Below are 14,085 nucleotides of genomic sequence, written 5' to 3' on the forward strand. Positions count from 1 at the left end.
CCAAGACCTCGCGCTGTCAGGCAATAGTGTGCAACCGTCAGAGGTTGCGCGCGTTGAAGGTGTCGCAGGCCTGCACGCTGCCCGTTTGATAGCCGGTTCCGAACCAGCGCTGGCGCTGCGCGCTGGTGCCGTGGGTGAAGCTGTCGGGCACCACCGCGCGCCCCGCGGAGCGCTGCAAGGCGTCGTCGCCGATCTTCTGCGCGGCATTCATCGCGGCCTCGATGTCGCCCGGGTCGAGCCACTTCTTCGACTCCTGCGAGTGGTGCGCCCAGATGCCCGCGAAGCAGTCGGCCTGCAGCTCGACGCGCACGCTCATCGCGTTGTTCTGGCTCTGGCTCAGACGGCGGCGCATGCCGTCGACCTTGGCCGTGATGCCGAGCTCGTCCTGCACGTGGTGGCCGACCTCGTGCGCGATCACGTAGGCCTGCGCGAACTCGCCCGGCGCGCCGAGCTGGTTCTTGAGCGTGTCGTAGAAGCCGAGGTCGATGTAGACCTTCTTGTCGCCCGGGCAGTAGAACGGCCCCATGGCCGATTCGCCGGTGCCGCAGGCCGTGGGCGTGGCGCCGCGGAACAGCACGAGGCGCGGCGCATGGTAGGTGCCGCCGTTCTTCTGGAAGATGTCGCTCCAGACCACCTCGGTGTTGCGCAGCACGGTGCTGACGAAGGCGGCCTCGCGGTCGTTGGCCGGCGGCTTGGGCGCCGGGCCCTGTTGCTGCTGCACCGGTGCCGGGCCGCCGCCACCGCTGAGCAGGCTCAACACGGTGAGCGGATTGATGCCGAAGACCCAGCCCGCGATCAGCGCGACGGCGATGGTGCCGATGCCGATCCCGCGGCCGCCGATGAAGCCGCCGCCACCACCGCCACCGCCCTCGCCGCGGCGGTCTTCCACGTTGTCGGATTGCTCGTTGCCTTCCCATCTCATCGCATGCTCCTTGCCGGCCTCTTGCTGGGGTTTTGGCCGGTGATCGCCGGATGGTAGCGGCCCCGAAGCGCGCCGGGGTAACCGGGCGTCAGCGCAGGCCGCGCGCGTTCGAGGGAGACGCGCTCGACAACGCGATCAGGTCTTGGGCAGCGTCACGCCGCGCTGGCCCTGGTACTTGCCGCCGCGGTCCTTGTAGCTGGTCTCGCAGACCTCGTCGCTCTCGAAGAACAGCACCTGGGCGCAGCCCTCGCCCGCGTAGATCTTGGCCGGCAGCGGCGTGGTGTTGCTGAACTCCAGCGTCACGTAGCCTTCCCATTCGGGCTCGAAGGGCGTGACGTTGACGATGATGCCGCAGCGCGCATAGGTGCTCTTGCCCAGGCAGATGGTCAGCACGTTGCGCGGGATGCGGAAGTACTCGACGGTGCGCGCCAGCGCGAAGCTGTTGGGCGGGATGATGCAGTAGTCGCCGTGCATGTCGACGAAGCTCTTCTCGTCGAAGTTCTTCGGGTCGACCACCGTGCTGTGGATGTTGGTGAAGACCTTGAATTCGGGCGCGCAGCGGATGTCGTAGCCGTAGCTCGAGGTGCCGTAGCTGATGATCTTGTGGCCGTCGGACTCGCGCACCTGGCCGGGCTCGAAGGGCTCGATCATGCCGTGCTGCTCGGCCATGCGCCGGATCCATTTGTCGCTCTTGATGCTCATATGCGGTCGCTGCTGCGGGGGGAACGGGCGCGAATTGTGGCATGGCCGCCGGTGCGGCCCGCCCGTCCCGCCCTACCCCGCCTGCGAGATCACCGTGCGCTCGACCAGCCGGTCGTCGCCCAGCACGATCAGCGCGAACAGCAGCTCCTCGAGGCCGTTCGCGCGCGCGGTCTTGCGTTCCAGCAGCGGCGTGGCCTTGGGGTTCAGCACCAGGAAGTCGGCCTCGCAGCCCGGCTGCAGGTTGCCGACCACGCCGTCGAGCCCCAGCGCGCGCGCCGCGCCGCCGGTGTGGCGCCACCAGAGCTCCGAAGGCGCGATGCTCAGGCCGGCCTTGGTCTGGCCCTCGCGGCCCACGTAGTAGGCGGCCATCATGGTGTGGAAGGGGCTGAAGCTGGTGCCGCCGCCGACGTCGCTGGCCAGGCCATAGGGGTGGCCGACCTGGTCGGCCTTGCCGAAGTCGAAGAAGCCGCTGCCCAGGAACAGGTTGCTGGTCGGGCTCACGGCCGCGGCGGTCTTCGTCTCGCGCAGCAGCGCGCGGTCGGTGTCGTCGAGGTAGATGCAGTGCGCGTAGACGGCGCGCTCGCGCATCAGGCCGAAGCCGGCGTAGACGTCGAGGTAGGAACGCGCCTGCGGATACAGCTCGCGCACCCAGGCCACCTCGTCGCGGTTCTCGGCCACGTGCGACTGGATCCAGGTGTCGGCGTACTTCGCGGCCAGCTCGCCGGCGCCGCGCATCTGCGCATCGGTGCTCGCGGGCGCGAAGCGCGGCGTGATCGCATAGCCGAGCCGGTCGACGCCGTGCCACTTGCGGATCAGCGCCTCGGAATCGATCAGGCTCTGCTCGGTCCGGTCGCGCACGCCGTCAGGCGAGTTGCGGTCCTGCAGCACCTTGCCGGTGATCATGCGCAGGCCGCGGCGCCGGGCGTCCTCGAAGAAGGCATCGACCGAGGCCACGTGCGAGGTCGCGAAGGTCAGCGAGGTGGTGACGCCGTTGCGCAGCAGCTCGTCGAGGAAGAAGCCGGCCACTTCCTTCGAATGGGCCGGGTCGGCGAAGCGGCTCTCGGCCGGGAAGGTGTAGTTCTCGAGCCAGGGCAAGAGGCCCGGCGAGGGCGAACCGATGATGTCGGTCTGCGGGAAATGGATGTGCATGTCCACGAAGCCCGGCGCGAGGATGCGCCCCGGCAGGTGCGTGGTGTGGACCTCGGGATGGCGCGGTGCCACGGCGGCATGGCTGCCCGCATCGAGCACGCGCTGGCGGCCGGCGGCATCGGGGCCGACGACCAGCAGGCCGTCTTCGTCGAACTGGGGGAGACCGGCGGCGTCGAAGCGCAGCAGGGAGGCGCGGTAGGCTTTTTTCATCGTGGAGGCGGAGCGTAATGCAGCCTCGCGCTGCCGCAATTTCCATGCGCGTATGAGCGCTATATGGCGCGCGGCCTGCGGGTTATCCCGAGGGCAGGGCCGGAAACGGCAACGCCGGACCGTCGCGGCCCGGCGGGAATCTCAGACGCTCGAGACCTCGGAAGCTCAGGGCTTCGCGAGCATCTTGCCCAGCGCGAACACCGAGTTCGGCACGTTCGTCGGGCGGGCCACGCTGGGCGCGGCCTGGCGCGAGGTGGCGTGGCGGACCACCGCCGGCGCCTTGGCCTGGGTCGCGTTGCGCGCGATCTGCTCGTCCATCAGGTGCTGCAGCGTGACCGAGTCGAGGAACTCCACCATGCGGCTGTTGAGCGATGCCCAGAGCTCGTGCGCGGTGCAGCGCACGCCTTCTTCCTCGCTCGCGGAGGCCGAGGACGGCGCCGCTTCGGCGGCATCGACCGCGAACACGATGTCGGCCACCGTGATGCGCGCGGCCTTGCGGCCCAGCGAGTAGCCGCCGCCCGGGCCGCGCGTGGAGGCGACCAGTTCGTGCCGGCGCAGCTTGCTGAACATCTGCTCCAGATAGGACATCGAAATCTTCTGCCGCAGGCTGATGGCAGCCAGCGTGACCGGACCGGTGGTCTGGTGCAGGGCCAGATCGATCATGGCGGTGACCGCAAAGCGGCCCTTGGTGGTGAGACGCATCTCATCTCTCCTTCGTGCTTCTTGTAGACGTGAGGCCATTGCGGCCCCGTGGCGAAGCTTCCTTTGTTGTTATACGTTCTTCCAGAAACTCGACGCCGGAGTATCGGACCTCGCGGACCGACTGCCGGCAGATCCCGCCATTGTCGGCGAAAGATCTGCCTTTTTGGCACCGGAAAAGCACTGAAGCCTTCCCGAAAACCGGCATAGACCTATCCGACACGAAAAACCGCATTCGGTTCCCGAACCGTCGTCGGGCGTCCCGCTCAGCGCGCGATCCGCCCCTGCACGCCCTCGGCCAGCCAGTTCATCCGCAGGATCTGCTCGTCGGACAGCTGGCTGCCCTTGGCGATCGCGACATGGCCCTCGTTGTCGCGCACCTCGGCCGCCACGGCGCGGAACGGCTGCAGCCGGCCGGCCGCGATGTCCTGCTGGCGCGCCAGCACCTCCTGCTGCACGGCCTGCGGCACCCTGGTGCCGAAATCGCCGACCCGGATCATTCCTTCCTTCACGCCGCCCCAGAGGTTGGCGCTCTTCCAGCTGCCGTCGAGCACCGCGCGGGCGCGCTGCGTGTAGTAGCCGCCCCACTGGTGCGTGACCGCGACCACCTGGGCGTCGGGCGCGATCCTGCGCATGTCCGAGTGGTAGGCGATCGCCAGCTTGCCGCGCTCCTGCGCCGCCGCCATCACCGCGGTCGAGCCGGTGTGGAAGGCGATCACGTCCACCGACTGGTTGAACAGGGTCATGGCCGCGTCGCGCTCCTTCGGCGGATCGAACCACTCGTTGAGCCAGACCACGCGCACGGTCGCCTTCGGGTTCACCGAGCGCATGCCCAGCGTGAAGGCGTTGATGCCCTGCAGCACCTCGGGGATCGGGAAGCCCGCCACGTAGCCCGCGACGTTGCTCTTCGTCATGCGCCCGGCCGCCACGCCGGCCAGGTAGCGGCCCTCGTAGTAGCGCGCGTTGGCGGTCGCCACGTTGGGCGCGGTCTTGTAGCCGGTGATCGACTCGAACTTCACCTCGGGAAAGTCGCGCGCCACCTTGAGCGTGGGCTCCATGTAGCCGAAGCTCGGCGTGAAGATCAGCCGGTGGCCCTGCTGCGCGAGGTCGCGGATCACGCGTTCGGCATCCGCACCCTCGGCCACGTTCTCGACATAGGTGGTCTTGACGCGGGCGCCGAGCGCCGCTTCCACGGCCTTGCGGCCCTCGTCGTGCTGGCGCACCCAGCCGGCCTCGGTCAGCGGCGTGACGTAGACGAAGCCGATCTTCAGCGGCGGCGCGGGTTGGGGCTGGGCGTGGGCCCGGGAGTGGGCGGACAACAGAAAACAGGCGGTCAGCCACGCCACCAAGGCGCGGCCCGCGAGGTTTTTGTACATGGTGTTCCTCTACATGGCCCCGGTCAAAAGAAATCCCTGCACCGGCCGGGACGCCCGGTGCAGGGGCGGGCATTTTACTTGTCGAAGGCCGGGTCGACCGGCACCCGGTAGCCGTTGACCAGCCGGTTGGTCTCGTTGGCCATGCCGACCACGGCCATCAGCTCGGCGAACATCGCCGGCGTCATGCCGGCCTTCTCGGCACCCGCGTGGTGGCTCGCGATGCAGTAGTTGCAGCCGTTGCTGACGCTCACGGCCAGGTAGACCATCTCCTTGACCACCGGGTCGAGCGCGCCGGGCGCCATCACCTCCTTGAGGCTGGACCAGGTGCGCCGCAAGGTGGCGGGATCGTTCGCGAGGTACTTCCAGAAGTTGTTGACGTCGGGCACGTTGCGCGTGGCCTTGATGTCGTCGAACACGGCGCGGACCTCGTCCGGGGCGTTCGCGTACTCGATGGGCTGGGGTTTCATGCTTTGGTTCTCCTGGGTGTCTGTGTGTCTATGGCCGGACGCCCATTAGAGCGAAAGCCGCGCGGCCGCGCCGCCACCCGTGCACAGCCGCGATGGCCGCCGCCGCCAATCGGCAGGCGCCGGCGCGCGCGGGCGGCGGGACAATCCCCGCACCCCATGACGACCGACGCCCAGCCCTCCTCCACCGCCGCGTTCACGCATTCCACCCACTGGCGACGCAACCTGGTCGTCTGCATGTTCGGCTCCTTCACCACCATCGTGGCGATGACGCTGCTGCTGCCCTTCCTGCCGCTGTACGTGGAGCAGCTCGGCGTGAAGGACCATGCGGCGATCGTGCAGTGGTCGGGCGCGGCCTATGGCGCGACCTTCCTCAGCGCGGCGCTGGTGGCGCCGCTGTGGGGCTGGCTGGCCGACCGCTACGGGCGCAAGCCGATGCTGATCCGCGCCAGCCTCGGCATGGCGGTGGCGATGGCGCTGATCGGCGTGGCCGGCAACGTCTGGCAGCTGGTCGGGCTGCGGCTGCTCGCGGGCCTGCTCGGCGGCTATGCCTCGGGCTCGATGGTGCTGGTCGCCACGCAGACGCCCAAGGACCGCACCGGCTGGGCGTTGGGCACGATGTCCTCGGCGATCATGGCCGGCAACCTCGTGGGGCCGCTGGTCGGCGGCGCGCTGCCGCCGCTGATCGGCATCCGCGCCACCTTCTTCGCGGCCGGCGCGATCATCTTCGTGGCCTTCCTCGCCACGGCCTTCCTGATCCGCGAGGAGAAGAAGCCGCGCACCGCCGCGGCCAGGGGCGGCGATGCCGGCGCCGGCTGGGCCGCCGTGCCCGACAAGGGGCCGCTGATCGCGATGCTGTTCACCGGCATGCTGCTGATGCTCGCCAACATGTCGATCGAGCCGATCATCACGGTCTACGTGGCGACGCTGGTCGAGGACCCGGCGCGCGTGACCATGATGGCCGGCTTCGTGATGTCGGCCGCCGCGCTCGGCAGCATCCTGTCGGCCTCGCGGCTGGGCAAGCTGGCCGACCGCGTGGGCCACTGGAACGTGATCGTGGGCTGCCTCGCGGTGTCGGCGCTGCTGCTGATCCCGCAGGCCTTCGTGACCTCGGGCTGGCAGCTCGTGGTGCTGCGCTTCCTGATGGGACTGTCGCTCGGCGGGCTCCTGCCGTGCATCGCGAGCGTGATCCGCCACAACGTGCCCGAGCGCGTGGCCGGCAACATGCTCGGCTATTCGACCTCGGCGCAGTACACGGGCCAGGTCGCGGGGCCGCTGCTCGGCGGCTTCGTGGGCGGCCACATCGGCATGCGCGCGGTGTTCCTCGGCACCTGCGTGCTGATGGCGGCCGGCGCGGCCTGGAACTGGGCGGCCAAGCGGCGCTGAGCGGGGACGGTCGAGCGCCCATAAAAAAACCGAGGCGGGGCTTTGGAGCCCGCACCTCGGCAACGCAGTGAACGATGGGAGCGGGCCCGTGCGACGAAGTTCAACCTTTCTTGGCTGTTCCGACGAACGGCGCTCCGCGCCTCACTCGCTCATTCGCTCATTCGCTGATCGAACTGGTCTTCAGCGCCGCATCGCCCTGGATCTCGGCTTCGGAGAACGGCACCTTGAGCCACTGCCCGGCGCTGTAGGCGCGGGTGTAGTCGGCGTTGTGCGCCGAGGCCGGGTCGTCCGACAGCGAGAAGGTCAGGAAGGTATGGGCCTCCACGCCGCCGGCCGGGAAACGCACGATCTGCATGTAGCTGTTGCCGTTCGGGTCGTTGTCCATGGTGTAGCCGCCCTTGTCGAGCCGGTTGTCCGAGCAGGCAATGGTGAAGTAGCCCGGGCCGCCGCAGCCGCCGTACAGCGGGATCTTCTCGCCGCTGCGCGTTGCGAACAGCACCTCGCCGCGCGTTGCGTCGACCGCGAAGCCGCTGGCCTGCACCTTCGCGACGGCGGCGCCGAAGGCCGTCGACAGCGCCGCGGCGGCACCGGGCTTGAGGTCGCGCGGCGTGTGGATGGGGTCGGCCGGGTCGAAGGGCACGGCGTAGAGCGAGGCCGCAGGCAGGCGCTCGGCGCGATCCCAGAACTCGTCCCACACGTGGGCGCCGCGCGCATCGCGCGTGCCGGCGTTGTTCCAGGCGCGCAGCGTGGCGCAGGCGCCGCTCACGTCGATGTCGCGCCCGATGGTCGCGTTGTCCAGCGGGTCGGCCGCGACGTTGATGGTTGCCTTCGCGCACACCATCGCCAGCGCCTGGTCCTTGAACAGCTCGGCCGTCAGCGCGCGGCTGTTGAGCACCATGCGCTTGACCGTGTCGGCGGTCGCGCCCTTGGCGCCGTAGCTGTCGCTGCCGTCGATGCGCCCCTGCGCCAGCAGGTTGCCCATGCGGGTGCGGAAACTCACCTCCTGCGTGCCGGCCGGGCCCATGATGGGCGGGTAGCCCGTCATCGGCGCCTTCGGGTTGGCGAGCCAGTAGCTGTCGTTCATGTTGGCCACGTAGTCGTCTCGCTGCAGGCTGGGCAGGCGAGAGGCGCCGATGATGCCCTTCTGCGGCGAGTCGGCATCGCTTTGCCAGTCGCAGGCGCTGCGCGAACCGTCGAACACGGGCACGCCCGGCAGCGCGTCCGCGAGCGCCAGGCCGACCGGCGTGGTGCACTGCGCCGTCTGCTCGGCCGACACGTTGGGAATCGCGCCGATGTCGGCATACCAGGCCTTCGCGGCACCTCGGCCCACGGCCACGGTGTTGACCCACGGGATCGCGACCTCCTCCTTCTGGATCGCGATGAACTCGTCGAGCGACTTGGCCTGGTTCCAGCGCTGCCAGTTGCGGAACAGGCGGAAGTTGTCGGCGTTGACGTCGCGGATCGCGAAGGCGCTGGTCTGGCTCCAGCCCAGCGCCGCGCTCATGCTCGCGAGGTTCGCGATCGGGCCGTACTCCGACTTGTACAGCGTGCGCGTCACCGGCACCACGCCGCCGCCCGACTGCTTGACCTGCACCGTGATGCTCGCGGCCTGCATCTTCACCGCCGCGCCGTCGCGCATGTAGCTGGTCGGGTCGCCCGAGGCGAGCGTGAGCTGGTAGAGGCCGAAGCGGTTCGCGGTCGACACCGTGTGGCTCCAGGCGATGTTGTCGTTGAAGCCGATCAGGATCACCGGGATGCCGAGGAACGAGGTGCCGCTGATGTTGAGCTGGCCCGGGATGGTGAGCTGCGCCTGGTAGAAGCGGTCCGGGCCGCGCCAGTACCAGTGCGGGTTGCCGAACAGCAGCGGGCTCGCATCGCCGGTGGCGCTGGTGCCGAAGCCGATCATGTTGCTGCCCACGCCCTCGTGGCCGCCGACCTGGAAGTCGGGTCGGCGCAGCTCCGCCGCGGCCAGTTGCGTGATGCCGCCGCTGGCGCTGCCGCGCCCGCCGGCCTTCGCCATCTTCGCTGCGGCCGGCGCGGTGGCGTTCGCGATCGCCGGCAGGAAGTTGCTGAGGCCGGCCGCGAGGTTGGCCGAGTACATGCGGCGGAAGATGTCCTCGCGCGTCACGCTCTGCACCCAGGGCTCGTTGCGGCAGGCCGCGTTGGCACCCGCGCTGCCACCGCCCTTGATCTCGCGCACGTAGCGGTTGTAGCCCGCGGCGAAGCCGTCCACCAGCTTGAGCAGCGTGTCGGGCTGCTGCTTGAGCATGGCCGCCACCACGTCGTCCGAGATCACGTGCTTGTGGAAGAAGTCGGAGTCGATGTTCTTCGGCCGGCCGATGGTGCTGCTGAACGGGATCTGCGCGTCGGCGCCGAAGTAGCGCGAGCGCTCGCCGCGGTAGGTGAGGAAGGAGTTGGCCATGGTGCACAGGTCGTCCTGTGCCTGCGCATAGCCGTAGCCGTAGCCCGCGCCGGCCCAGTTGTCGGCCTTGATGTGCGGCACGCCCATGGCGGTGCGGCGGATCTCGGCCTTGTAGGTGGCGTTCTCGGCCGGCGGCGGGTTGATTGGTCCGATCGGGAAGAAGCCGCTGCCTCCTCCTCCACCGCCGCCACAGGCGACCAGCAGCGTGGCTGCCGCGGCCAGCGAGGTGGCCGTGAATGCGAGGGCGAGCGGCCGCCTCCGGCCGCGCGGATTGTCTTGTCTCATGTCGGATGTCTCCTGTGAATGCTCGGTCATGCTCTCTTGATGGAGCCTCGCCAGCTTAGGCAGCGCGCGGGGGGCTGGCTTGAACGAAGCCGCTGTATTGCGACCGCGCGACCACGCGCGCTCGCCGCTTCAGCAGGCGCTCAGGAATGAATCGGGGCCGCGCCGTGGCCCCAGGCCTGCGAGGCCTGCGCGTCGGCCCTGACCTCGACCTTGCCCGCGAGGAACGAGGGCGCGAGGCCGAAGTAGCTCTTGAAGGTGCGGCTCATGTGGGCCGCGTCGGTGAAGCCGCTGGTCAGCGCGACGTCGGTCAGCGGGCGCTGGCCGGTGAACTGCTGCACCGTGCGCCGCACCTTGGTCCACAGCGCATAGCGCTTGATCGACACGCCCACCTGCTGCGCGAACAGGTGCGTGAGCCGGTCGGGCGAGAGGCAGGCCACGGCCGACAGCTCGCGCAGCGACACCGCGCCCGCGCGATGGCGGATCGCGTCGAGCACGCGCTCGATGCGCGGATCGTTGGGCATGCGGCGCTCGGGGCTGCCGGTGATGGTCTCCACCAGGCCGCGGCTCAGCGCCTGCAGCGCGGCATCGTCGAGCGCGCCGGCCTGCGCGGGCTCGAAGCCCTCGCGCAGGCGGCCGAAGCGGCGCGCGTCGAGCACCTGGATGCCGTGCCCGCCGAGCTGGCGCGAGAGCATGCGGTAGGCGACCGAGGCCGGATCGATGTTGAGCGACAGCAGCCCGCAGCCCTCGACCGCGAGCCGGCGCGCCACGTGCGGCGCCACCACGGCGGCGGTGCAATACGTGCGCGTACCGTCGGCCGCCTCGAGCATGAACGGATGCCCGCTCACCGAGGCCAGCACCGTGGCCGAGGAGCGCGCGGTCAGGCCCGACTGGATCGCCGGCGTGATGTAGAGGAACCTGTCGTCCCACAGGTGCAGGAAGTTCTTCGGGGTGGCCATGGACGCTTGTCGTGTCTGCAGCGCCCCATTTTGGGGCGATCTGGAACATGACGGTATGAGGCATTGCCCTCACTGCGCCGAAGAACCGCGGGCCGGGACCGGGCTCAGTGCATCACGCTCCCCTCCCCCTGCACATGCTCGCGCACCGCCTCCAGCAGCAAGGTGCCCAGCCGCGCGGCCGGCGCTTCCGCCTGCGCCTGCGCGCGGTAGAGCGACAGCGACATCTGCGGCAGCGCGGGCAGGCCGAGCAAGGTGCGGTCGATGGCCCGCACCTGGCGCGGCAGGCGGAAGGGCGTGCGCACCGAGAGGCCCAGGCCGGCCGAGCTCGCGGCCCACAGCGCGGCCAGGCTGCTGCTCGCGAAGGCATGGCGCCAGGGCACGCCCGCGCGGTCGAGGGCGTCGGTGACGATGGCGCGCAGCGGACAGGGCGCGTCGAGCAGCACCAGCGGCAGCGGCTCCTGCGTCTTGCGCGCGCCCGCCGCGCCGCGCTCGCGCTCCTTCCACCAGGGGGCATCGCACATCGCCGGATCGACCGGGCCGATCCACTGCAGCGGCAGCCGTGCCACGCGCTGCGCATGCGCGGAGATCGGCTGCTCGCCCGCGTCCCAGGCCAGCGCGAGGTCGAGCTTGCCGAGCTCGAGCCGCTCGCGCAGGTCGCCGCTGCGCGCCACGCAGGCCTCGATGCGCACCTTGGGATGGGCGCGCGCGAAGCGGCCCAACACCGCGGGCAGCAGCGTCTCGCCGAAGTCCTCCTGCAGCCCGAGCCGCACCCAGCCCTCGAGGTCGACGCCGCGCATCGCGGCGCCCGCCTCCTCGTTGAGCGCCAGCAGCCGGTGCGCGTAGGCCAGCAGGGTCTCGCCCGCGTCGGTCAGCTCCAGCCCGCGGCCGGCCTTGCGGAACAGCACCGTGCCGGCCTGGGACTCGAGCTTCTTGAGCTGGGCGCTGACCGCCGAGGTCGAGCGGCCGAGCCGGTCGGCCGCGCGCGCATAGCTGCCGAGCGCCACGCCGGTCGAGAAGCTGCGCAGCACGTCGAGATCGAACATCACCTGGGACATCTCAACCATCCTGTTTTTTCGAACGATACGACGATTATTTTCTGATTTTCAAAACCTTCGCAAGCGCGGAGACTGGGTCGCCTATGACCCATCCCGCCCCTTCCCCCACCCCGCTCCCGCCGCGCCACCGCTGGAAAGTGCTGAGCGCGGGTGTCGCGGCCAACGCCGCCTTCTCGGTCGCCTTCAGCGGCATCCCGATGACCGCCGTGCTGATGCGCTCGGGCTACCAGCTCGACAACGCCACGCTCGGCCTGGTGCTCGGCCTCATGGGCCTGGGCATCGCGGTCAGCGAGCTGCCCTGGGGCCTGCTGACCGACCGCTGGGGCGACCGCCCGGTGCTGCTGCTGGGCCTGGGCGCCACCGCGCTGGCCCTGGGGGCGATGGCGCTGTGGGCCGCGCCCGCGGCCGGCCACGTCCCGGGCCTGGGCCTGCTCGGCGGCGGGCTGCTGCTGGTCGGGCTGCTCGGCGGCAGCGTCAACGGCGCCAGCGGCCGCGCGGTGATGACCTGGTTCGCCGCCGGCGAGCGCGGCCTCGCGATGAGCATCCGCCAGACCGCCGTGCCGCTGGGCGGCGCCGTCGGCGCGCTGGTGCTGCCGTGGCTGGCGCTGCACCTCGGCTTCGCGGCGCTCTACGGCGTGCTCGCGCTGCTGTGCGCGCTCAGCGCCTGGATGGCCTGGGCCTGGGTGCACGAGCCGCCGCCCGAGCGCGCCGCACGGCCCTCGGCCGCGCCGGCCGCTCCAGGAACCGGCCCGCTGCGCGATGCGCGCGTGTGGCGCATCGTCGCGGGCATCGGCATCCTCTGCGCGCCGCAGTTCGCGGTGCTGTCCTTCGGCACGGTGTTCCTGCACGACTTCGGCCATGCGGGCCTGGCGACCATCACCACCGCCATGGTCACGCTGCAGGCCGGCGCGATGGCGATGCGCGTGTGGAGCGGGCGCTGGACCGACCGGCGCGGCAACCGGCCGGCCTACCTGCGCGCCTGCGCCAGCCTCAGCGTGGCGCTGTTCGCGCTGCTCGCGCTGCTGGTGTTCTGCACCGGCGCGCAGGTGGCGGCCGAATCGCAGGCGCTGCGCATCGCGCTGGTGGTGCTGCTGGGCGTGAGCGGCATCTGCGTCTCGGCCTGGCACGGCGTGGCCTACACCGAGCTCGCCACGCTGGCCGGCGCCGCGCGCGCCGGCACGGCGCTGGGCATGGCGAACACCAGCGTGTTCCTGGTCTGCTTCGTCACGCCGTTCTCGATCCCGCACCTGATGGCGGCGCAGGGCTGGCCGCTGGTGTGGCTGGCGGCGGCGGGCTGCGCGCTGGTCGCGGTGCCGCTGCTGGCGCCGCGCGCGCCTTCGACCTCGGCCGGTGCCTGTCAGGCGCCGAAGTCGGCGAAGACGGCGTTGAGCCGCTCCACGTAGGCGCGCTTGGCGGCCTCGTCGATGAAGCTGCCCTCGAAGCTGTTGGCCGCGAGCTGCCAGGCGTGGCGCGCGCCCAGGCCGGTGGCCTCGAAGGTCTGCGTGAAGTTCTGGTTCATGTAGCCGCCGAAGTAGGCCGGGTCGTCGGAGTTCACCGTGGCGACCAGGCCCGCGTCGAGCAGGGTGCCGAGGTTGTGCTGCGCGAGGTCGGGGAACACGCACAGCTTGAGGTTCGACAGCGGGCACACGGTCAGCGGGATGCGGTCCTGCGCCAGCCGCTGCATCAGCGCCGGGTCCTTCGCGCTCTGCACGCCATGGTCGACGCGCTCCACCTTCAGCACGTCGAGCGCGCTCCACACGTATTCGGGCGGGCCTTCCTCGCCCGCATGGGCCACGAGGTGCAGGCCCAGCTCGCGGCAGCGCGCGAACACGCGCGCGAACTTCTCGGGCGGATGGCCGACCTCGCTCGAGTCGAGCCCCACGCCGATGAACTTGTCGCGATGGGGCAGCGCCTGCTCCAGGGTCTCGAAGGCCTCCTCCTCGCTCAGGTGGCGCAGGAAGCACAGGATCAGCGAGGCGCTCACGCCCAGCTTGTCCTTCGCCTCTACGCAGGCGCGGTGCAGGCCGTCGACCACGGTCTGCATCGCCACGCCGCGCGCGGTGTGGGTCTGCGGGTCGAAGAACATCTCGGTGTGGACCACGTGGTCGGCCGCGGCGCGCTCGAGGTAGGCCCAGGCCATGTCGAAGAAGTCCTGCTCCTTCAGCAGCACGCTCGCGCCCGCGTAGTAGATGTCGAGGAAGCTCTGCAGGTTGGTGAAGGCGTAGGCCTGGCGCAGTTCCTCGACGCTGGCGTAGGGAATGGCCACGCCGTTGCGCTGCGCGAGCGCGAAGATCAGCTCGGGCTCGAGCGAGCCCTCGATGTGCATGTGCAGCTCGGCCTTGGGCATGGCGCGCAGCAGCTCGGGCAGGCGCTCGGCGGGAATGGCGTCGAAGCGCAGGTGGTCGGCGGCGGGGCGGAAGTCGGTCATGGTGGGGTCTGGCGCATGGGGGGCGCCGTGG

12 protein-coding genes are annotated in these 14,085 nt (G+C 70.4%); 2 read left to right on the plus strand and 10 right to left on the minus strand.

Translation table 11 applies throughout. From position 1 onward, the window contains the following. Nucleotides 1-37 precede the first annotated feature (37 nt). The 6 genes from INQ48_23725 to INQ48_23750 form a co-directional block, all read right to left on the minus strand. Entirely contained in the window at nt 38-922 is an 885-nt protein-coding gene (locus INQ48_23725; protein ID QRF56339.1) for a neutral zinc metallopeptidase, read from the minus strand. A 135-nt stretch (nt 923-1,057) separates the two neighbouring features. Further along, nucleotides 1,058-1,624: a dCTP deaminase gene (locus INQ48_23730; GenBank protein ID QRF56340.1), complete on the minus strand. Its 567-nt coding sequence runs from the start codon at nt 1,622-1,624 to the stop codon at nt 1,058-1,060. A gap of 72 nt (nt 1,625-1,696) precedes the next feature. Continuing rightward, nucleotides 1,697-2,983 carry a guanine deaminase gene (guaD, locus tag INQ48_23735; protein ID QRF56341.1) on the minus strand — a complete coding sequence of 429 codons (1,287 nt, stop codon included), beginning with the start codon at nt 2,981-2,983 and terminating at the stop codon, nt 1,697-1,699. A 165-nt stretch (nt 2,984-3,148) separates the two neighbouring features. Next, complete coding sequence (locus tag INQ48_23740; GenBank protein ID QRF56342.1) at nt 3,149-3,685, minus strand: Rrf2 family transcriptional regulator; 537 nt, start codon at nt 3,683-3,685, stop codon at nt 3,149-3,151. A gap of 263 nt (nt 3,686-3,948) precedes the next feature. After that, nucleotides 3,949-5,058 carry a BMP family ABC transporter substrate-binding protein gene (locus tag INQ48_23745; protein ID QRF56343.1) on the minus strand — a complete coding sequence of 370 codons (1,110 nt, stop codon included), beginning with the start codon at nt 5,056-5,058 and terminating at the stop codon, nt 3,949-3,951. Nucleotides 5,059-5,132: 74 nt separating this feature from the next. Beyond that, nucleotides 5,133-5,525 (minus strand): carboxymuconolactone decarboxylase family protein, encoded by a 393-nt coding sequence (locus INQ48_23750; GenBank protein ID QRF56344.1) that lies wholly within the window; start codon nt 5,523-5,525, stop codon nt 5,133-5,135. Nucleotides 5,526-5,759: 234 nt separating this feature from the next. Here INQ48_23750 and INQ48_23755 point away from each other — a divergent pair, with 234 nt between their 5' ends. Further along, a complete protein-coding gene (locus INQ48_23755; protein QRF60863.1) occupies nt 5,760-6,908 on the plus strand; it encodes an MFS transporter in 1,149 nt (382 codons plus the stop codon). A gap of 157 nt (nt 6,909-7,065) precedes the next feature. On the opposite strand, the gene INQ48_23760 is transcribed toward INQ48_23755, so the two are convergent. The 3 genes from INQ48_23760 to INQ48_23770 all read right to left on the minus strand — a co-directional run bounded on the left by INQ48_23760 (nt 7,066) and on the right by INQ48_23770 (nt 11,626). Then, nucleotides 7,066-9,615, minus strand: coding sequence for a penicillin acylase family protein (locus INQ48_23760; protein QRF56345.1), 2,550 nt, complete (start codon nt 9,613-9,615; stop codon nt 7,066-7,068). A 140-nt stretch (nt 9,616-9,755) separates the two neighbouring features. After that, complete coding sequence (locus INQ48_23765; GenBank protein QRF56346.1) at nt 9,756-10,571, minus strand: helix-turn-helix domain-containing protein; 816 nt, start codon at nt 10,569-10,571, stop codon at nt 9,756-9,758. Nucleotides 10,572-10,675: 104 nt separating this feature from the next. Beyond that, the gene (locus INQ48_23770) at nt 10,676-11,626 is read right to left on the minus strand and encodes a LysR family transcriptional regulator (protein QRF56347.1); all 951 of its coding nucleotides are present in this window, start codon (nt 11,624-11,626) and stop codon (nt 10,676-10,678) included. An 83-nt stretch (nt 11,627-11,709) separates the two neighbouring features. On the opposite strand from INQ48_23770, the gene INQ48_23775 reads away from it, so the two are divergent. After that, nucleotides 11,710-13,029: an MFS transporter gene (locus INQ48_23775; protein QRF56348.1), complete on the plus strand. Its 1,320-nt coding sequence runs from the start codon at nt 11,710-11,712 to the stop codon at nt 13,027-13,029. Here the strand turns inward: INQ48_23775 and INQ48_23780 are convergent. Continuing rightward, complete coding sequence (locus tag INQ48_23780; GenBank protein QRF56349.1) at nt 12,984-14,054, minus strand: adenosine deaminase; 1,071 nt, start codon at nt 14,052-14,054, stop codon at nt 12,984-12,986. The genes INQ48_23775 and INQ48_23780 overlap by 46 nt on opposite strands. Nucleotides 14,055-14,085: the final 31 nt, after the last annotated feature.

This window comes from Variovorax paradoxus (genome assembly GCA_016806145.1).
Lineage (GTDB): Bacteria > Pseudomonadota > Gammaproteobacteria > Burkholderiales > Burkholderiaceae_C > Variovorax.